The sequence below is a fragment of the Stenotrophomonas sp. BIO128-Bstrain genome (assembly GCF_030128875.1).
Taxonomy (GTDB): domain Bacteria; phylum Pseudomonadota; class Gammaproteobacteria; order Xanthomonadales; family Xanthomonadaceae; genus Stenotrophomonas; species Stenotrophomonas bentonitica_A.
The window spans coordinates 2,412,131-2,432,123 of the sequence record NZ_CP124620.1 but is presented as its reverse complement, the minus strand read 5'-3'; the positions used below and the strand labels follow the sequence as shown (position 1 = coordinate 2,432,123).

The following is a 19,993-nucleotide window of genomic DNA, read 5'->3' as shown; positions in this document are numbered from 1 at the left end:
CCCGTCGCGCGGGCGCGTTAATGCGGGTCCTGTCTCAATTGTTATCGAGACTCAGGGCGCGCCGCGCTCCAGTGCCGCCGCCTGCCCGGACAGTGCGGGTGACAGCCAGCAATGCGAGCCCAACGCGGTGAATCCGACCCGCTTGAGCTGGCTGCGGTACCAGCGCGCCGGACGGGCCTGAAAGCCTTCATGGTCGCCATCGAAGTCATCCTCGGCGGTGAACGCCTCCAGGAACGCGACGCCGGCGGTGAGTTCGGCGAAGCCTTCCAAGGCCGGGCGCAGTTCGCGGCTGGGCACGTAGTGCATCACATCCGAACAGATCAGCAGATCGACCGGCGCGCACGGACGCAGCCAGGCGAAATCGCCGACCCTGGCCGGGTGCAGGTTGCGGCTGCGGCCGTAGCGATGCACCGCGTAATCGCTGCTGTCGAACCCCAGGTACTGCACGCGCGGGCGCAGCTTGAGCAGCGGCGCACGCCAGGCGCCTTCGCCGCAGCCGATATCCAGCACGCTGCGGATCGGGCGTTCCAGGTAGTACTCGGCACTGGCCACGGCGAGTGCCACCTTGCGCGCCAGGCGCGCGGCGCCACCGGTCTGGTCAGGCTGGTACCAGCGCTGGAAGTAGGCGGCGTCGTAGGTTTTGTCCATGGGGATCTGCACGTGGGCGAAAGCGGCGCCTATCGTACGGTGTGACGCCCGCGGATGCGCAGCCGGGGTGCGGCGAAGGGTCGCGTCGGCCACCCGTGGGGCGGCGCAACCGGGCATGCGAGAATGGCGGCCAACCTACGCCAGCCGCGGGAGCAAGCGCATGCAGTCCTATTACTGGGTCAAGACCTTCCACCTGCTGTTCGTGGTGGCATGGATGGCGGCGGTGTTCTATCTGCCCCGGATCCTGGTCAACCTCAGCGAGACCGCCGGCCAGTTGCCGGTGACCGAGCGGCTGCAGCTGATGGGCCTGCGCCTGTACAGGTTCGGGCACATGATGTTCGGCCTTGCGCTGATCCTGGGCGTGGTGCTGTGGCTGGGCTATCGCGTGATTCCGGACTTCCCGACCATGGTCGCCCCCGGTGCGGCAGGCTGGCTGCATGCCAAGCTCGGCCTGGTGGTGCTGCTGCTGGTGTACTACTCGTGGACCGGCCGGCTGTTGAAAGGCGCGGTGAAGGGCAGGGTGCTGCCGTCCTCGCGCGCGCTGCGCTGGTTCAACGAACTGCCGCTGGTACTGTTCATCGGCGTGGTGTGGCTGGTGATCGCCAAGCCGTTCTAAGCGATCCGCAGCGGTGGTGCCGGCCGCAGGCCAATTACCTCGGACCCGCGTGCGAAACCGGGTAGTGCCGGCCGCTGGCCGGCTCACGGTGATGCCGGGGATGCCGGATAACGGAGGAGCCGGCCAGCGGCCGGCACTACCGCCGAGCCAGGCCGCCGGCGTGCAGCACAAAAAAAGCCGGGCGCTCGCGCGTCCGGCTTTTTCGTTTCCGCCGCAGCCCGGTCAGGCTACTTCGTAGGTTCCGTAGCTGCGCAGGCGCTCGTAACGCTTCTGCAGCAGCTCATCCACGGGCAGCTTCTCCAGCACGTCCAGCTCGTTGAGCAGCACAGCCTTCAGGCGCTTGGCCATCTGGTTCGGGTTGCGGTGGGCGCCGCCGGTGGGCTCACGCACGACCTTGTCCACCAGGCCCAGGCTCTTCAGGCGCGGGGCGGTCAGGCCGAGCTGTTCGGCGGCATCCTTGGCCTTGGCCGGGTCCTTCCACAGGATCGAGGCGCAGCCTTCCGGGCTGATGGTCGAGTAGACGCTGTATTCCAGCATCACGGTGCGGTCGCCCACGCCCAGCGCCAGTGCGCCACCGGAGCCGCCTTCACCGATCACGGTGCAGACCACCGGCACCTTCAGTTCGGCCATTTCCATCAGGTTGCGTGCGATCGCTTCGGACTGGCCGCGCGATTCGGCGTCGATGCCCGGCCAGGCACCGGCGGTGTCGATCAGGGTCAGCACCGGCAGGCCGAAGCGTTCGGCCATCTTCATCAGGCGCAGCGCCTTGCGGTAGCCCTCCGGCTTGGGCATGCCGAAGTTGCGCTTGATCTTTTCCTTGGTGTCGCGGCCCTTCTGATGGCCGATCAGCATCACCGAGCGGCCGCCGATACGGGCCAGGCCGCCGATGATCGCCTTGTCGTCGGCGAAGGCGCGGTCGCCGGCCAGTTCCTGGAACTCATCGCAGATGATGCGGATGTAGTCCTCGGTGTACGGGCGGGACGGATGCCGGGCCAGCTGCAGGACCTGCCAGGAGGTCAGGTTGCGGAAGATCTGCGCGGTGCGCACCCGCAGCTTGTCCTGCAGGGCATTGACCTCGGCCTCGACATTGACCGCAGGTCCGGCGCTGGCGCTGCGCAGTTCCTGGATCTTCGCCTCCAGATCAGCGATGGGTTGCTCGAAGTCGAGGTAGTTCGGATTCATCGGAAACCGTCGTGAAGAAAAGAGGGAAAGTGTAGCCGAATGCGCCGAAAAGCCCCGTACGCCGTCGTCTGGAAACCGACGGTAGCGCAGCGGGGCCAAGGGCGCCAGTGAGGTCAGGGCACGACCAACGCCGCGCTGCCCATCAGCCTGCTGCGGGTCTGCACGAAGGTGTTGTAGCCCTCGTTGGCCTCCTTGGGCAGGCCCGAGCCCAGCGTGGCGGTCGCGGCGGTGAAGGCCATCTGCGCCTGGAAGGCCTCCTGTTGGAGCTGCAGCTGCGCATCGGCGGTGGTGGCATGCAGGTAGCGGGTGTACAGCTCGCGCAGCGGGCCGGCATGGGCCTCGAAGGCCGGGTCCAGCGCAGGCAGGGCGGTCGGAGCGGCTTCCAGCGTGTAGGTGGGCGCGACATAGCCCTTGGGCTGGTGGCGCACATAGACGCCGGGGTCGCCCAGGTTGTCTTCGACATAGTCGATGAAGGCCGGGGCGGTGAAGATCTTGGCGTTGATCCGGCCGCCGCTGGCGTCCACGTGCATCACGGTCTGCTCTTCGGGGAACGGCTCGTGGACGCCGAAGTTCCACGTCTTGTCGATGAACAGCGCGTGGGTACTCTGGTACGGCCCCTCGAAGTTGACGCCGCCCAGCTCGATCTGGTTGTTCAGGTCGCCGAAGTTCCTCAGCTTGTCTTCGCCGGTGACGTAGATCTCGTTGGCGATCACGTACTCGGCCAGGGTCGGGTTGATCAGGCCACCCTTGCCCTTGGCGTAGACGATGAAGCGCACGTCGCCGAGGCGTTCGGTCTGCAGATGATGTTCACCGGGCTTGAGCTTGACCGGGCGCGAGGCGTGCGCGGCGATCGGCAGTTCGTTGCCATCGATGCGCAGGGTCAGCGGGGTATCGCCCGGGTTGTCGATCTCGAACGTCTGGGCGGGGCTGGAACAGCCGGTGAGGGCAGCGGCTGCGATCAGCAGCCCGGTAAAACGCTTGATCAAAACAAAACACCTGTGTTGCAACAGAAAAAAAAGAATCAGTTCGCCCAGGGCGGGCTGTAGCGCACTTTCACCGTGCGTACCGCAGGGTCGGCGCGCAGCGCTTCGACCAGCTGGCTGTCCACGCGCACGGCGATCTCACCGGCCACATCGAGCATGCCGGCCACCGGGCCCTGCGCCGAGCCGAGCAGCAGGTCCAGGCGCAGCGGCGTGCGGCCCGGGCGATGGCGGTCGAGCAAAGCGTTGATGCGGTTCCACACGGCGCCGTCCTGGCGCAGGTCCAGCCGCAGCGACAGGCGCGTGGCGTAGTTGGCGCAGATGTCTTCGTAATCCCAGACCTGGCGGATGCGCAGCGCGTAGCCACCGTTGAACTCGTCTTCGCGCAGGCCGCCCTTGACCACCAGGATGCGGTCCTTGGTCATCAGGTGGCCGAACTCGGCCAGGCCATCGGTGAAGGCGCTGCACTCCACGCGGCCCTTGCCGTCTTCGAGCTGCATGAAGATCTGGCTCTCGCCCTTGCGGCGCACCCCGACCACCAGGCCGGCGAGGATCACCGGGGTTTCCTGGCGCCAGGCACGCTTCTCGCCATCCTTGCTCGGGCGTGCCGGCGGGATCAGCTTCTCGAGCATGCCCAGGTCGGTGCCGACCAGATCCTTGACGTCATCGGCGTAGGGATCGAACGGGTGGCCGCTGAGATAGAAACCCAGCGTTTCGCGTTCGCCTTCCAGCAGCTGGCCCAGCGCCCACTCTTTGGCTTCGGGCAGTTCCAGCTGCATCGCGGTGGTGACCGGATCGGGCGCACCGAACAACGAGTTCTGGCCGGAGGCCTTCTCGCGTGCCATCTGGTCGGTGGCCTTGAGCACTTCGGGCAGCTGCAGCATCAGCGAAGCGCGGTTCTTGCCGAGCCCGTCCATCGCGCCGCAGTTGATCATCGCTTCCAGCGTGCGGCGGTTGAGCTTGCCGGACTCGGCGCGCATGCAGAAATCCAGCAGCGATGCATAGCGGCCGCCACGCTGGCGTTCCTCCACGATCGCTTCGCAGGCACCCTGGCCGACGCCCTTGATCGCGCCCAAGCCATACACGATGGTGTCGGCGCTGGAGGCTTCGAACATGTAGGCCGATTCGTTCACGCGCGGCGGCAGCACGGTCAGACCGAGGTTGCGCACTTCGGCGAGGAAGCCGACCACCTTGTCGGTGTTGTCCATGTCCGAGGATAGCGTCGCGGCCATGAACTCGGCCGGGTAATGGCGCTTGAGCCAGGCGGTCTGGTAGCTGACCAGCGCGTAGGCGGCGGCGTGCGACTTGTTGAAGCCGTAGCCGGCGAACTTCTCCATCAGGTCGAAGATCGCGTCGGCCTTGGCTTCGACGACGCCATCCTTGGCCGCACCTTCGCGGAAGATCTCGCGGTGCTTGGCCATTTCGGCCGGCACTTTCTTGCCCATCGCACGGCGCAGCAGGTCGGCGCCGCCGAGCGAGTAACCGCCCACGATCTGCGCCATCTGCATCACCTGCTCCTGGTACACCATGATGCCGTAGGTGTCTTTCAGGATCGCTTCGGTGCGCGGATCGGGATAGATGATCTCTTCCTGCCCGTGCTTACGCGCGTTGAAGGAAGGAATCAGGTCCATCGGGCCGGGGCGGTACAGCGACACCAGCGCGATGAGATCTTCGAAGCGGTCAGGGCGCGCGTCTTTCAGCAGGCGGCGCATGCCCGAGGATTCGAACTGGAACACCGCGCCGGTATTTCCGTTGGCGAAGATGTCCTTGTAGGTGGGCACGTCATCCAGCGGCAGCGCGGTGATGTCCACCGGCGGGATGCCGGCGCGTTCATGGCGCTTGTTGATCGCCTTGACCGCCCAGTCGATGATGGTCAGCGTGCGCAGGCCGAGGAAGTCGAACTTCACCAGGCCGATTTCTTCGACGTCGTTCTTGTCGAACTGGGTGACCGGGTTGCGGCCGCGGCCGCCTTCGTCATGTTCGGCGAACAGCGGGCAGAATTCGGCCAGCGGCTCGGGTGCGATCACCACGCCGCCGGCGTGCTTGCCGGCGTTGCGGGTGAGGTCTTCGAGCTGGCGTGCCAGGTCGATCAGGTCGCGGACATCATCTTCGTTCTGGTAGCGCTGGATCAGCTCCGGCGAGGCCATTTCCGAATCCTTGCCTTCGCCCATCGCATCCTTGAGCGAGATGCCCAGGATGTTCGGAATCAGCTTGGAAACGCCGTCGACCAGGCCGTACGGGAAGCCGAGCACGCGGCCGGAGTCGCGCACCACGGCCTTGGCCGCCATGGTGCCGTAGGTGATGATCTGGCTGACCCGGTCGCGCCCGTATTTACGCGCGACGTAGTCGATGACCTCGTCGCGGCGGTCCATGCAGAAGTCGATGTCGAAGTCGGGCATCGACACGCGTTCGGGGTTGAGGAAGCGCTCGAACAGCAGGTTGTACGGGATCGGATCCAGATCGGTGATCTGCAGCGCCCAGGCGACCAGCGAGCCGGCACCGGAACCGCGGCCGGGGCCGATCGGAATGCCCTGGTTCTTTCCCCACTGGATGAAGTCGGCCACGATCAGGAAGTAGCCGGGGAAGCCCATCTTGATGATGGTGGCCAGTTCGAACTCGAGGCGCTCGAAATAATCGGCGCGGGTCTTGCCCGGCGCCAGCGGATTCTTTTCGAGGCGCGCTTCCAGGCCCTTGCGCGATTCGCTGCAGATCCAGCTGTCGAGGGTTTCGTCCTCGGGCACCGGGTAGTTGGGCAGGAAGTAGGTGCCCAGGCGCATTTCGATGTTGCAGCGCTCGGCCAGCGCGAGCGTGTTGTCGATCGCGTCGGGGATGTCGGCGAACAGCGCGCACATGTCCTCGGCGGACTTGAGGTACTGCTGGTCGCTGTAGTCGCGCGGGCGCTTGGGGTCGTCCAGCACGCGGCCGGAGGAGATGCACACGCGGGCTTCGTGGGCGTTGAAGTCTTCCGGCTGCAGGAAGCGCACATCGTTGCTGGCGATCACCGGCAGGCCGCGCTGGCCGGCGGCCTGCAGGGCGAACTGGTTGAAGGCTTCTTCGCCGTCGCGGCCGGTACGGGTCAGCTCCAGGTGCAGGCCATCGCCGAACACGCGCTGCCAGTCGGCCAGTTGCTGCTCGGCCAGGTCATGGCGGCCATCGCCGGCCAGGCGGCCGGCAAGGCTGTCGCGGCCGGCCAGTGCAAACAGGTTGTGGCAGCCGGCTTTGAGCCACTCCGGGTGCACAGCGACGCCGCCTTCGGGGCGGTGGCCTTCCATCCAGGCGCGGGTGAGCAGCCTGGAGAGGCTGAGGTAGCCTTCGCGGTCGCGGCAGAGCAGGGTCATGCGCCAGGGCGTCATGCCTTCTTCGGCGATCATGATGTCCGCGCCGGCGATGGGCTTGATGCCCACGGTTTCGGCGGCTTTGTAGAACTTGACCAGCGCGAACAGGTTGTTGAGATCCGTCACTGCCAGTGCAGGCAGCTTCAGTTCGACCGCGCGGCTGAGCAGGTTGGCCTGCTTGGCTTTTTTCGGGTCAGCCTGATCCGGCTTCGCCGGGACACGGATGGTCGAATCCGCCAGCGAAAATTCGGTGTGGACGTGGAGATGTACGAAACGGGAAGTGGACATGCCGAACCAATGTGATGCCCGGTCAGGGTAGCGGTGGTGGTGGACGCTAACAAGGCTTGACAGGGGTGTTGCGGGGGCGCGGGCGGGCGCTGGGGTTCAGGTTTGCCAGGGCATCCGACGCCACCGCTGGCCGATGCGCAGTGGCGGGCAACCCCCGTATGTCCAGCGCTGTGGTGCCGGGTGCCGTCCGGCCATGGCAGCGCTCAGGCGGGGAGGCTGCTCAGCGCAGGTTCCAGGCACGCGCGCACGGGGGCGAAGCTGCGCCGGTGCTGGGGGCAGGGGCCGTGGTTGCGCAGGGCGGCGAGGTGAGCGGGGGTGCCGTAGCCCTTGTGCTGGTCGAAGCCGTACTCGGGATGGGCGTCGTGCAGGCGCTGCATGAAGCGGTCGCGGCTGACTTTGGCCAGGATCGAGGCGGCCATGATGGCGCGGTCCAGGGCATCGCCGCCGATCAACGCCTGGGCCGGGCAGGGCAGGCCCTTGGGGACGACGTTGCCGTCGATGCGGGCGAACTGGGCGACGTGGGCGACGCCTTCGACGGCGCGGCGCATGCCGAGCATCGTGGCCTGGTAGATGTTGAGCGCGTCGATTTCGCTGACGTCCACCATCACCACGTGCCAGGCCAGGGCGCGGTCGAGGATCCTGTCGTAGAGCTGGTCGCGGCGGGCAGCGGTGAGCTGCTTGGAGTCGTCCAGGCCGTTCAGGCGTGGGCGGTCCGGGCAGAACACGACGGCGGCGACGGCGACCGGACCGGCCAGGGGGCCGCGGCCGGCTTCATCCACGCCGGCCACGTAGCGCGGGGCCACGGTGGCCAGGGCGGCGCCGTCGAACAGGGCCAGCGAGGCGGCAGCGGCGTGGCGACGGCTCATGCGGCGCGACCGCCGTTGGGGCCGCGTTCGAGCAGGTCGGTCACCGCGTCGGCGGCGCGTGCGGAGGCATCGCGGCGCAGTTGCAGGTGCAGGCGTTCGTAGGTGTCGTGCAGGTCGATCACGCGCTGGGGGTGGTCGAACCACTGCAGGATCGCGGCGGCCAGTTTGTCCGGCGTGCAGTCGTGCTGCATCAGTTCCGGGGCAAGGTCCTTGCCGGCCAGGATGTTGGGCAGGGCGAAGCGGTCGACCTTGAGCAGGCCCAGCGCTTTGACGATGCGGTAGGTGAGTTCGGCAACGCGGTAGCCGACCACCATCGGGCGCTTGACCAGCATCGTCTCCAGGGTGGCGGTACCGGACGCGAGCACGACCACGTCGGCGGCGATCATCGCAGTGCGCGCGTTGCCGTCGAGCAGGTGCGAATGGGCGACCGGCAGGGCCGAGGCGGAGAGCTGCTCGCTGATCAGCTGGCGGCAGGCGGCGTTGGCCGCCGGCACCACCACGTGCAGGCCCGGAATGCGTTCGGAGACCTGCCAGGCGGCTTCGAAGAACGGCTCGCCGAGCTTGCCGATCTCGCCCAGGCGGCTGCCCGGCAGGACCGCCAGCACCTTGGCATTGGAGGGCAGGCCGAGCTCGGCACGCGCCTGTTCGCGATCATTGTGCAGCGGGATGTCATCGGCCATCGGGTGGCCCACGAAGCGGGCGTCGATGCCGTGCCTGGCGTAGATCGGCGGTTCCATCGGGAACAGGCACAGCACCAGGTCGGCGCTGGCCCCGATCTTCTCGGCCCGCTTCTCACGCCAGGCCCAGACGGAAGGGCTGACGTAATGAACGGTGCGGATGCCGCGGTCCTTCAGCCAGCGCTCGACGCCGAGGTTGAAGTCCGGTGCGTCGATGCCGATGAACACGTCCGGCTGCCACTCCAGCGCACGCGCGCGGAACTCCCGGCGCAGTTTGAGCAGACGCGGCAGGTGGCGCAGGATTTCGGTCAGCCCCATCACCGCCAGTTCGCTGGCATCGAACCAGGTCTGGCAGCCGGCGCTGCGCATGGCATCGCCGCCGATGCCGGCGAACTCGGCGTTCGGGAAGCGCAGGCGCAGCTCGCGGACCAGGCCGGCACCGAGCAGGTCACCGGAGGCTTCGCCGGCGACCAGGGCGATCCGCACCGGGCGGTCGGAGGTGCGCACGGCCAGCGTCTGTTCGACGCTGGTCGCCATCGCAGCGAGCGGAATGATCTCGGCGGTGGTGATGCCCGGGGTGTGCCCGCCTGGACCCGTCATCGCAGCAAGGGCCTCTCGGCGCTTTCGATGAAGTCCAGCAGGTCCTTCACATCGGCGCTGTGGCTGGCCTGTTCGGCCAGCTGCACCTTGGCTTCGGCCAGCGGCAGGCCGGCCACGTACAGCGTGCGGTAGGCGCGCTTGATGCTGGCGATGCGTTCGGCGTCGAACCCACGGCGCTTGAGGCCTTCGCTGTTGATGCCGCGCGGGCGGCCCAGGCTGTCGCTGCCGACCATGGTGAACGGCGGCACGTCGCCGTTGGTCAGCGCACCCATGCCGAGGAAGGCGTGGGCGCCGATGCGGCAGAACTGGTGGGCACCGGCGAAGCCGCTGATGATCACGTAGTCGCCCACGGTGACGTGGCCGGCCAGCGTGGTGTTGTTGGAGAACACGCAGTGGTCGCCAACGTGGCAGTCATGCGCCACGTGGGTATAGGCCAGCATCCAGTTGTCGTTGCCGACCGTGGTGATGCCGCCGCCACCGGCGGTGCCACGGTTGATGGTGACGAATTCGCGGATGACGTTGTCATCGCCGATCACCAGTTCGGTGCGCTCGCCTTTGTACTTCTTGTCCTGCGGCTCGCCACCGATCGCGGCATGGCCGATGAAGCGGTTGTTGCGGCCGATCCGGGTCGGGCCATGGATCGAGCAGTGCGGACCGATCTCGGTACCGGCACCGATCTCCACGTCCGCACCGATCAGGCAGAACGCACCCACGCGCACATCCGCAGCCAGCGTCGCCGACGGGTCGATGACCGCGGTGGGGTGGATGAGAGGGGCGTTGTCACTCATTGCAGTTCTCCTGCCAGGATCATTCGCGGGTGCCGGCGCACAGCACTTCGGCGCAGGCGACGATCTCGCCATCGACCTTGGCCACGCAGTCGTACACCGCCATGTTGCGGATCACGCGCTTGATCTCCACGTGCATTTCCAGCACATCGCCGGGCACGACCTGCTTGCTGAAACGGGCCTTGTCCACCTTGACCATGTAGAACAATTTGGACTGCGCATCGCGGCCCAGGGTGAGCTGGGTGAGCACGCCGCCGGCCTGGGCCATGGCTTCGATGATCAGCACGCCGGGCATGATCGGCTGGCCCGGGAAGTGGCCCTGGAAGAACGGCTCGTTGATGCTGACGTTCTTGGTGGCGACGATCTTCCGGTTCTCGAAATCGAGCGAGATCACCTTGTCCACCAGCAGGAACGGATAGCGGTGCGGGATCAACTGCTGGATCTGGTTGATGTCCGGCAGATTCTGGTTGTTGCTCATTCCTTCTCCTTGCTCACAGACAGGATGCGCCGGGCGAGCGCATCGAGCTGCTTGAAGCGCGCGGCATTCTTGCGCCACGTGCGGTTGTCGGTCAGTGGGGTGCCGGAGGAGTACTCGCCCGGCTCATGAATGGAGTTGCGCACCACCGATTTGCCGGTGATGACGACCTTGTCGCAGATTTCGAGGTGACCGACGACGCCGACGGCGCCGCCCAGCAGGCAGTAACGGCCGATCTTGGCGCTGCCGGCGATGCCGGTGCAGCCGGCGATGGCCGAGTGGGCGCCGATCTGGACGTTGTGGGCGATCTGGACGAGGTTGTCCAGGCGCACGTCGTTTTCCAGCACGGTGTCTTCCAGCGCGCCGCGGTCGACGCAGGTGTTGGCGCCGATCTCGCAGTCGTCGCCGATGCGTACGCCACCCAGCTGGGGCACCTTGATCCAGTGGCCGGCATCCATGGCCAGGCCGAACCCGTCGGCACCGAGCACGGCGCCGGGATGGATGCGCACGCGCTTGCCGAGCTTCACGCGGGTGACCAGGGTCACGCGGGCGATCAGCTCGCAGCCGGTCTCCAGGGTGCAGTCTTCGCCGATGACGCTGCCGGGGCCGACGATGCAGTTCTCACCGACCACGCTGCGGGCACCGATGGTGACGAACGGGCCGATGTGGGCGCTGGCGGCGACCTGGGCGTCCGGATCGATGCAGGCGCTGGGGTGGATGCCCGGCGCGCGCGGCGGTGCGATGTCGAACAGCGCGGCGATCTTGGCGAAGGTGGTGTACGGGTCCTTGGCGACCAGGGCGGCGCCGGGCGCGGCCTCGGCATCCTCGGCACGCAGCACGACGATGGCGGCCTGGCTGTCGGCCAGCTGCGCGCGGTAGCGCGGGTTGGCCAGGAAGGTGAGCTGGCCGGGGCCGGCATGGGCGAGCGTAGCCACGCCATGGATGGCAGTGCTGCCATCACCATGGACCTGCAGGCCAAACTGCTCGGCGAGTTGCTGGGCGGTATAGGTAGGAGTGTTCACCGGGGGAGTTTACCGTGTGATGCCGAAACGGTCATGCGGGGCGGGGGTTCCGGGGTGTGGTGGGCGGTTTGTTGCGGCCCGGCGCATCCGGGGTGATCGCGCGGCTCCGTGGCGGGCAGCCCCCACGGACCCCGATGGTTCAACCCGCGCGCGGCAGGGTAGTGCCGGCCGCTGGCCGGCTCGCATTGATCCCGGACGTTCGTGCCGACCAACGGTCGGCACCTGCCCAGAGCGGCATCGAACGACCAGTGCCACCCCAAAGCGGCATCGAACGATCAATCCCAACCCAAAGCGCCCCGACCCATGATTGGTTCGAACCCCGATCGGCACGGAGCCATGATCGCTCCCAGCGCCCAAACGAAAACGCCGGGCAAAGCCCGGCGAATGCGTACCGCGTCTGGTGGAGAGGCCCCCTTCTGTCAAGGGGGCCGCGCCGACGGCGCGGGTATAGGAGGAATCGTTGGGCCCCAAGGTTTGCTGCGCAAACCTTGGGCAATTCACGTTAGGCGGTCAGAACTGACCGCCGAACGTGAATTGCAGACGCTCGACTTCGTCGCCGTCTTCCTTCTTGAGCGGGAAGGCGTAGCTGATCGAGATCGGGCCGACCGGGGCGCGCCACAGCAGGGCCACACCGGTGGAGACGCGCAGTTCGTTGGCCTTGAAGTTGTCCACGCCGTTGTAGACGTTGCCGAAGTCCACGAAGGCCGAGATGCGGGCCGAGGGGCTGTCGAACAGGCGCGGGAAGTAGGCTTCGACCGAACCGACGGTCTTCAGCGAGCCACCCAGCGGCTGGCCGCGGTTGTAGCTCAGGGTCGGTTCCGAACGCGGGCCGAGGGTGTTGTCCTCGAAGCCGCGCACCGAGTTGGTACCACCAGCGTAGAAGTTCTCGTAGAACGGCAGGCCCGAGGCGGTCACGACGCGGGTGCTGCCATCCGGGTTGGTGATCACGCGGGTGGTGTCATTGCCGTAGCTGTCGCCGTAGCCGACTTCGGCGCGGGTGTTGATGACCAGCTGCGGGATGATCGGCCAGTACTTGGAGAACTGGTAGTTCAGCTTGTAGTACTCGACGGTCGAGCCCGGCAGCGTGGTTTCCAGGCCCACGCGCTGGTAGGTACCGCGGGTCGGCATGAAGTAGTCGTTGCGGGTATCGCGCGCCCAGCCCAGCTCGGTGCGCCAGGAATGGAACGTGCGCTGGCCGATGGCGTCGATGTAATCGATGATCGCCTGCGGGGTCGAGCCCTGGTAGGTGGTGATCTGGTTGCTGTCGATGCCCACCATCAGCGAGACGGTGTCGTTCTCGGTGATCGGCACGCCGAACACCACCTGCGCGGCACCGTTGGTGCTGTTGTACTGCGCGGTGTTGAAGTCGGAGTAATCCAGTTCGCGCCAGGACAGGTTGTAGCCCAGCGAGACGCCGTCATCGGTGAAGTACGGGTTGGTGTAGCTGAAGCCGTAGCGCTGCAGGTAGCTGCTGCGCGAGGCTTCGACCGACACGCGGTTGCCGCCGCCGAGGAAGTTGTTCTGCGACAGCTGCACCGAGGTGGTCATGCCGTAGGACTGGGAATAGCCCAGGCCGAACACGAAGCTGCCCGAGGTGGTTTCCTTGACGTTGTAGACCACGTCGACCTGGTCGTTGCTGCCGGTGACCGGCGGCGTTTCCACGTCCACCGATTCGAAGTAGCCCAGGCGCTGCAGGCGGATCTTGGAGCGGTCGATCGCAGCCTGGGAGTACCAGCTGTTCTCGAACTGGCGCATTTCACGACGCAGCACTTCGTCGGAGGTGCGGGTGTTGCCCTTGAAGGTGATGCGGCGCACCGACACGCGCGGGCCGGGAACGACCTGCATGTTGATGGCCACCGTGCGGTCGGCACGGTTGCTGGTCGGGATCGGGTTCACCTTGGCGAAGGCGTAGCCGATGTTGGACAGCGAATTGGTGATCTGGTCCGAGCTGAATTCCAGCAGCGCACGCGAGAACGTGTCGCCGGACTTCTGGATCACCATGCGCTCGACATCTTCCTGCGGCAGGATGGTGTCGCCGGTGACCTTGATCTCGGAGATCTTGTACTGCTCACCCTCGGTCACGCCGGCGGTGATGAACATGTCGCGCTTGTCCGGGCTGATCGAGACCTGGGTGGAATCGATGCTGAAATCCACGTAGCCGCGGTCCAGGTACCAGCCGTTGAGCTTTTCCAGGTCGCCGGACAGCTTTTCCTTGGAGTACTGGTCATCGCGGCGGTACCACGAGGCCCAGTTGTGCTCCTTGGATTCCCAGGTTTCCAGGATGTCCTTGGCCGGGAACTTCTCGGTGCCGACCAGGTTGACGTGCTGGATCTTGGCGGCCTTGCCTTCCTTGATCGCGATGGCGATGTCCACGCGGTTGCGGTCCAGCGGGCTCACCGTCGGGGTGATGTCCACGTTGTACTTGCCACGGTCGTTGTACTGGCGGCGCAGTTCCTGGGTCACGCGGTCCAGGCTCAGGCGGTCGAAGGTGCCGCCCTCGGTCAGGCCGATGTCGCTCAGGCCCTTGAGCAGCTGGTCGCTCTTGATGTCCTTGTTGCCGGTGACGGTCAACTTGTTGATCGCCGGGCGTTCCTTGACCGTGACCACGAGGATGTCGCCCTGGCGGTTGAGCTGGACGTCTTCGAAGAAGCCGGTCTTGTACAGCGCACGGATGGTTTCACCGACCTTGTTGTCGGTGATGGTGTCGCCACGTTCCACCGGCAGGTAGGTGAACACGGTACCGGAGGTGATGCGCTGCAGACCATCCACGCGGATGTCGCTGACGGTGAAGGGCTCGGCTGCCTGCGCCAGGGCGGGCGCGCCGAAACCGGCAACGAGTGCGAGGGCCAGCAGGCGGCGATTGGGGAGTCGCGTCATGTCACGTCCGGTTGGAGTCGATTTCAACATTGCGGGATGCCGGCGCATAAGACGACGACAAAAGGAAAAAAGTTCATCGCGGGACCAGGCCGAGGATGTCGTTGTAGAACGCCAATCCCATCAGCCCGGCCAGCAGCGCCAGGCCCACATACTGCCCGGCAGCCATGGCGCGCTCGCTCAGCGGGCTGCCCTTGACCAACTCGATAAGGTAATACAGCAGGTGCCCGCCGTCCAAGATGGGGATGGGCAACAGGTTGATGATGCACAGGCTCAGCGACAGCAGGGCCAGGAAATACAGGAACCAGTCCAGGCCACGTTTGGCCGAGACATTGGCGACCCGGGCAATGGTGACCGGGCCGGAGATGTTCTGCAGCGAGGCATTGCCGGTGACGATGCGGCGCATCATCCCCAGTGAATCCCCCGCCATCCGGGCGGTTTCACGCAGGGCGACCGGCACTGCCGCAAACGGCCCGAACTTGAGCTCAGCGTCGTATGCCGGGGCATGGGTCTCGGGGAAACCGATCCCGATCTGCCAGGTCGGCTGGCCGCGGCCGTCCACGCCCTGGCGGGGGGTGATCTCCAGCGCCAGCCGCTCGCCGCCGCGCAGGACGTCGATCATGCCGGGCCCACCGCGCTGGCCGAGCGCGGCGATCTGCGCCGGGACCTGGTCGGCACCTTCGATGCGCTGGCCGTCCACGGCCACGATCAGGTCGCCCGGCAGCAGCACGCCCTGGGCAGCCGCATCGGGCAGGACCTTGTCCACCAGCGCCGGCTGCAGCCAGAACTGCCAGCTCAGCCCGGTCAACTGGGGAACGCGGCGCTCATCGAAGCCGGCCGGCAGCTGGGACAGGGGCAGGGTGCGGGTGCGTACCTGGTCCAGGCCATCGAGGACCTCGACCTGGGCATCGTGACGATCCATCGCCGCGGTGGTCAGCGCCATGCTGGCCTCGCCGGCGGTGGCCACGCTGCGGCCATCGACCTTGACCACACGGTCCCCGGCCTGCAGCCCCGCAGTCTGGGCCATGCCGGTGGTGCGGCCGATGGTGGCCGAGTAATCCTGTTTGCCGATCACGAACATCGCCCACAGCAGGGCGATGCACAGGATCAGGTTGGCCGCCGGACCGGCGGCGACCACCGCGATCCGCTGCCACACGGTCTTGTGGTTGAAGGCCTGGCCGCGCTCGGCGGGATGTACCTCGACCTCGCGCTCGTCCAGCATCTTCACGTAGCCGCCCAGTGGAATGGCGGCGATCGCGAATTCGGTGCCCGCGCGGTTGCGGCGCGACCACAGCGGCTTGCCGAAACCGACAGAGAAGCGCAGCACCTTGATCCCGCAGCGGCGGGCGACCCAGTAGTGACCGAACTCGTGGAACGTCACCAGCAGGCCAAGGCTGACGATCATCCACCAGACGGATCCGATGAAATCACCCATGGTGATCAGCACTGTAAGGGGGCGTGTGGGGCATTCAGGCGTGGTCGATGGCGGCTTGGGTGATCTGGCGGGCGCGCTGATCGGCGGTCAGCAGGCCCTCCAGTGTATCGGCGGACTCGCTGGACAGTGTTGACAGAGCGTTAGCGACCAGCGCTGGAATGGCAAGGAAAGCTGCCCGCCCCTGAAGAAACGCTGAAACCGCGACTTCGTTGGCGGCATTGAGGATCGCCGGGGCGGTCCCGCCGGCGGCCATGGCCTGCCAGGCGAGCTTCAGGCAGGGGAACGCCTCGGTGTCCGGGGCTTCGAAATCCAGCCGGCCCTGGGTCAGCAGGTCCAGCCCGCCGACCCCGGATTCGATCCGCTGCGGCCAGCCCAGGCCGACGGCCAGGGTGGTGCGCATGTCCGGCAGGCCCAGCTGGGCCAGGGTCGAGCCGTCGACGAACTCGACCAGCGAATGCACCAGGCTCTGCGGGTGGACCAGGACGTCAATACGCTCGCCCGGCACGCCGAACAGGTGGTGGGCTTCGATGACTTCCAGCCCTTTGTTCATCAACGTCGCCGAATCGACCGAGATCTTCGGGCCCATCGACCACTTCGGGTGCGCCACGGCCTGGGCCGGGGTGACCTGGGCCAGCTGTTCGCGGGTACGGCCACGGAACGGGCCCCCGGAGGCGGTCAGGATGATCCGGCGCACGCCGGCACCGTCCAGACTGGCATCGCGCGAACGCAGGCACTGGAAGATGGCGCTGTGCTCGCTGTCGATCGGGATGATCTCGGCCCCGGCGGCAGCGGCCTGGCGCATCAGCAGCTCGCCGGCCAGCACCAGCGATTCCTTGTTGGCCAGCAGGATCCGCTTGCCGGCCGCGGCGGCGGCCAGGGTCGAGGACAGTCCGGCCGCGCCGACGATCGCCGCGACCAGCGTGTCGCAGACATCGCTGGCGGCCAGCTGGTCCAGCGCCCCGGCGCCGGCATGGGCCTGGGTGGCCAGGCCGGCGTCACGCAGGCCGTCGCGCAGGGCGGCGTACCGCGATTCATCGGCGATCACGGCATGGGCCGGGCGATGCAGGGCGCACAGGGCAACCAGCGCATCGACCTGGCGGCCGGCGGCGAGCACGGTGACCTGGTAGCGGTCCGGATGGCGTGCGATCACGTCCAGCGCGGATGCGCCGATCGAACCGGTGGCGCCGAACACGGCGACCTGGCGGGGGGCGGAGGCGCTGGCCATGGTTAGAACCCGAAGATTTCCTTGCCGAGTGCGAACACCGGCAGGGCGGCGAGGACGCCGTCGATACGATCGAGCACGCCGCCATGCCCCGGGATGATATGGCCCGAGTCCTTGGCACCGGCGTGGCGCTTGATCAGGCTTTCGTACAGGTCGCCCAGCACCGAGGCGAACACGGTCACCACGGCGGTGATGACCAGGCCGATCAGGTGGCCGCTGTCGATCCCGGCCAGCCAGCCGAAGCCCAGGGCCACGATCAGGCCGGCGACCATGCCGCCGCCGAGACCTTCCCAGGTCTTGTTGGGGCTGATCCGCGGGGCGAGCTTGGTGCGGCCGAAGGTGCGGCCGGCGAAATAGGCGCCCGAATCGGCGGCCCAGACCACGGCCAGCGCGGTCAGCAGCCACAGGTGGCCGTTCTCGCCACTGGCATGGATCAGCACCAGCGATGCCCAGGCGGGCACGATCGCCAGGGTGCCGGCGAGCAGCTTGAGGGCACGCGCCGGGCTGCTGGGGCTGGCGCCGAAGTTGAAGAAGCGCAGCCACAGCAGGGCCAGCAACCACCACCCGATGCCGACCAGCGCGGCGATCTGGTACAGCACCAGCGAGCCGGCATCGGCCCACACGATCAGCACCATCAGCACCAGGTTCAGCACCAGCAGGATGGTGCGGGCCAGGGTGTCTTCCACGTCGGCCAGCTTCAGCCATTCCCACAGGCCGATCAGGAACACCGCGGCAGCGGCAGCGGCCAGCCACTGGGTCGGCAGCATCAGGATGGCGAGGATGGCGACCGGCGCCATGATCAGCGCGGCGATGACTCGGGTCTTGGTCATGGGGAAGAGGTCTCGGTGGCCAAGGCGGCGATCTGGGCGCTGGTCAGGCCGAAACGGCGTTCACGCGAAGCATAGGCGTCGATCGCCTGCTGCAGGACGGCGGCGTCGAACTCGGGCCACAGTACGTCGGTGAACCACAGTTCGGTGTAAGCCAGCTGCCAGAGCAGGAAATTGCTGATGCGGGTGTCGCCACCGGTGCGGATGAACAGGTCCGGCGGCGGCAGGTCTGCCAGGGCCACGCGGCTGCTCAGCATCGCTTCGTCGATCTGCTCGGGCAGCAGGCGGCCGGCCGCGACCTCGGCGGCCAGTTCGCGTGCGGCGCGGGCAATGTCCTGGCGGCCACCATAGCTGGCGGCGATGCTCAGGGTCATCGCACGGTTGTCGGCGGTGCGTTGTTCGGCCAGCTGCATGCGGCTGACCAGCCCGGCGCCGAAGCGCTCGCGCTCGCCGATGAAACGCACGCGCACGCCACGGCGATGCAGCTCGTCCACTTCGCGGTCGAGCGCATTGAGGAACAGCTTCATCAACGCATCGACCTCATCGGTCGGCCGGCCCCAGTTTTCACTGGAGAAGGCGAACAGGGTCAATGCGGCGATGCCGTTGTCGAGGCAGAAATCGATGGTGCGGTTGACCGCGCGCGCGCCGGCACGATGGCCGATCACGCGCGGGCGACGACGCTTCTGTGCCCAACGCCCGTTGCCATCCATGATGATGGCGACGTGGCGCGGCATGGGCGCGGCAGTGCCGCTGGTCGGGGCCTGGGACATGGGGCTCAGACCGCCATCAGTTCCTTTTCTTTCTCGGCGACCACACTGTCGACGTCCTTGATGGACTTGTCGGTCAGCTTCTGGATGTCATCTTCGCCGCGCTTCTTGTCGTCTTCGCTGATCGCCTTGTCCTTGAGCAGGTTGGCGATCGCCTTGTTGGCGTCCTGGCGGATGTTGCGGATGGCGATCTTGGCGCCTTCGCCTTCCTTCTGCACCTGCTTGCCCAGCTCCTTGCGGCGCTCTTCGGTCGGCGGCGGCAGGTTCAGGCGGATGACGGTGCCGGCCACGTTCGGGGTCAGACCCAGATCGGAGGCGTAGATCGCCTTCTCGACGTCCTTGATCATGCCCTTGTCGAACAGCGTGATGACCAGCGAGTGGCCCTCGGAAACGCTGATCGAGGCGACCTGGTTAAGGGGGGTGTCGGTGCCGTAGGCCTTGACGGTGATGCGGTCCAGCAGGGCCGGGGAAGCACGGCCGGTGCGGATGGAGGTGAGGGTGTGCTTCAGAGCATCGATGCTCTTTGCCATGCGCGTCTGCGCGTCCTGCTTGATTTCGTTGAGCATCGCCCGAATCCTGGATGTAACTGGGAATCGGGCGATTATAGGCGAATACCGACCCTTTCCGGGCCGTTCAGGGCGCCCGGCGTCGGGCGCCGCTCAGGCTCAGGCGTTGTCGCGGCCCTGGACCAGGGTGCCGATGTTGTCGCCGTGCAGGATCTTGAGCAGCTCGCCCGGCTGGCCCATGTCGAACACGCGCAGCGGCAGGTCGCTGTCGCGGGCCAGCGCGAAGGCGGCGGTATCCATGACTTCAAGGCCCCGGCGGATCACTTCGTCGTAGGTCAGGCTGTCGAAACGGACCGCGTCGCTGTACTTGTTCGGGTCCTTGTCGTACACGCCGTCGACCTTGGTAGCCTTCAGCAGCAGGTCCGCGCCGATCTCGATCGCGCGCAGGGCAGCGCCGGAATCGGTGGTGAAGAACGGGCTGCCGACGCCGGCGGCGAAGATCACCAGGCGGCCCTTTTCCAGGTGGCGGATGGCGCGGCGGCGGATGTAATCCTCGCAGACGTCATTGATCTTGATCGCGCTCATCACGCGGGCCTTGGCGCCCAGCTTTTCCAGGGCGTCCTGCATGGCCAGCGCGTTGATGACGGTGGCGAGCATGCCCATCTGGTCGCCGGTGACCCGGTCCATGCCGCCTGCGGCCAGGCCGGCGCCGCGGAAGATGTTGCCGCCGCCGATCACCAGGGCCACTTCGGCGCCGGCCGCCTGGGCTTCCATCACCTCACGGGCGAGGCGGTGGATCACCTTGGGGTCGATGCCGTAGTCCTCGTCTCCCATCAGCGCCTCCCCGGAAACTTTCAACAGGATGCGGCGATAGGCGAGCTTTGACAT

Annotated in this window: 17 protein-coding genes; 1 reads left to right on the top strand and 16 read right to left on the bottom strand. The window is 66.9% G+C overall.

Annotated elements, in window-relative coordinates; translation table 11 throughout:
* Window positions 1-51: 51 nt before the first annotated feature.
* Window positions 52-648 carry a class I SAM-dependent methyltransferase gene (locus POS15_RS10920; protein ID WP_046272054.1) on the bottom strand — a complete coding sequence of 199 codons (597 nt, stop codon included), beginning with the start codon at window positions 646-648 and terminating at the stop codon, window positions 52-54.
* A gap of 160 nt (window positions 649-808) precedes the next feature.
* Here POS15_RS10920 and POS15_RS10915 point away from each other — a divergent pair, with 160 nt between their 5' ends.
* Window positions 809-1,264, top strand: a complete 456-nt coding sequence (locus tag POS15_RS10915) for a CopD family protein (protein ID WP_019184413.1) — start codon at window positions 809-811, stop codon at window positions 1,262-1,264.
* A gap of 222 nt (window positions 1,265-1,486) precedes the next feature.
* Here the strand turns inward: POS15_RS10915 and POS15_RS10910 are convergent, their stop codons facing one another.
* The 15 genes from POS15_RS10910 to pyrH form a co-directional block, all read right to left on the bottom strand.
* Entirely contained in the window at window positions 1,487-2,446 is a 960-nt protein-coding gene (locus tag POS15_RS10910; RefSeq protein WP_019184412.1) for an acetyl-CoA carboxylase carboxyltransferase subunit alpha, read from the bottom strand.
* Window positions 2,447-2,559: 113 nt separating this feature from the next.
* A complete protein-coding gene (locus POS15_RS10905) occupies window positions 2,560-3,411 on the bottom strand; it encodes a hypothetical protein (RefSeq protein ID WP_284129635.1) in 852 nt (283 codons plus the stop codon).
* A gap of 56 nt (window positions 3,412-3,467) precedes the next feature.
* Window positions 3,468-7,049, bottom strand: coding sequence for a DNA polymerase III subunit alpha (gene dnaE / locus POS15_RS10900; protein ID WP_019184410.1), 3,582 nt, complete (start codon window positions 7,047-7,049; stop codon window positions 3,468-3,470).
* A gap of 203 nt (window positions 7,050-7,252) precedes the next feature.
* A complete protein-coding gene (locus tag POS15_RS10895; protein WP_019184409.1) occupies window positions 7,253-7,915 on the bottom strand; it encodes a ribonuclease HII in 663 nt (220 codons plus the stop codon).
* Window positions 7,912-9,192: a lipid-A-disaccharide synthase gene (gene lpxB / locus POS15_RS10890; protein ID WP_284128152.1), complete on the bottom strand. Its 1,281-nt coding sequence runs from the start codon at window positions 9,190-9,192 to the stop codon at window positions 7,912-7,914. Before lpxB ends, POS15_RS10895 begins: the two co-directional genes overlap by 4 nt.
* A complete protein-coding gene (gene lpxA, locus POS15_RS10885; protein ID WP_019184407.1) occupies window positions 9,189-9,980 on the bottom strand; it encodes an acyl-ACP--UDP-N-acetylglucosamine O-acyltransferase in 792 nt (263 codons plus the stop codon). Before lpxA ends, lpxB begins: the two co-directional genes overlap by 4 nt.
* 19 nt (window positions 9,981-9,999) lie before the next feature.
* Complete coding sequence (gene fabZ / locus POS15_RS10880; RefSeq protein ID WP_019184406.1) at window positions 10,000-10,455, bottom strand: 3-hydroxyacyl-ACP dehydratase FabZ; 456 nt, start codon at window positions 10,453-10,455, stop codon at window positions 10,000-10,002.
* On the bottom strand, window positions 10,452-11,474 hold the full coding sequence (gene lpxD, locus POS15_RS10875; protein ID WP_046272048.1) for a UDP-3-O-(3-hydroxymyristoyl)glucosamine N-acyltransferase: 1,023 nt from the start codon (window positions 11,472-11,474) through the stop codon (window positions 10,452-10,454). Before lpxD ends, fabZ begins: the two co-directional genes overlap by 4 nt.
* 510 nt (window positions 11,475-11,984) lie before the next feature.
* Window positions 11,985-14,351, bottom strand: a complete 2,367-nt coding sequence (gene bamA / locus POS15_RS10870) for an outer membrane protein assembly factor BamA (protein WP_070426936.1) — start codon at window positions 14,349-14,351, stop codon at window positions 11,985-11,987.
* A gap of 73 nt (window positions 14,352-14,424) precedes the next feature.
* Window positions 14,425-15,783 carry an RIP metalloprotease RseP gene (rseP, locus tag POS15_RS10865; protein ID WP_026069974.1) on the bottom strand — a complete coding sequence of 453 codons (1,359 nt, stop codon included), beginning with the start codon at window positions 15,781-15,783 and terminating at the stop codon, window positions 14,425-14,427.
* 34 nt (window positions 15,784-15,817) lie between these two features.
* Window positions 15,818-17,008, bottom strand: coding sequence for a 1-deoxy-D-xylulose-5-phosphate reductoisomerase (locus POS15_RS10860; protein ID WP_284128151.1), 1,191 nt, complete (start codon window positions 17,006-17,008; stop codon window positions 15,818-15,820).
* 2 nt (window positions 17,009-17,010) lie between these two features.
* Window positions 17,011-17,835, bottom strand: a complete 825-nt coding sequence (locus tag POS15_RS10855; RefSeq protein ID WP_046272045.1) for a phosphatidate cytidylyltransferase — start codon at window positions 17,833-17,835, stop codon at window positions 17,011-17,013.
* On the bottom strand, window positions 17,832-18,566 hold the full coding sequence (gene uppS, locus POS15_RS10850) for a polyprenyl diphosphate synthase (RefSeq protein ID WP_087947514.1): 735 nt from the start codon (window positions 18,564-18,566) through the stop codon (window positions 17,832-17,834). Before uppS ends, POS15_RS10855 begins: the two co-directional genes overlap by 4 nt.
* A gap of 41 nt (window positions 18,567-18,607) precedes the next feature.
* On the bottom strand, window positions 18,608-19,165 hold the full coding sequence (gene frr / locus POS15_RS10845; protein WP_019184399.1) for a ribosome recycling factor: 558 nt from the start codon (window positions 19,163-19,165) through the stop codon (window positions 18,608-18,610).
* 99 nt (window positions 19,166-19,264) lie between these two features.
* The gene (pyrH, locus tag POS15_RS10840; RefSeq protein ID WP_019184398.1) at window positions 19,265-19,993 is read right to left on the bottom strand and encodes a UMP kinase; all 729 of its coding nucleotides are present in this window, start codon (window positions 19,991-19,993) and stop codon (window positions 19,265-19,267) included.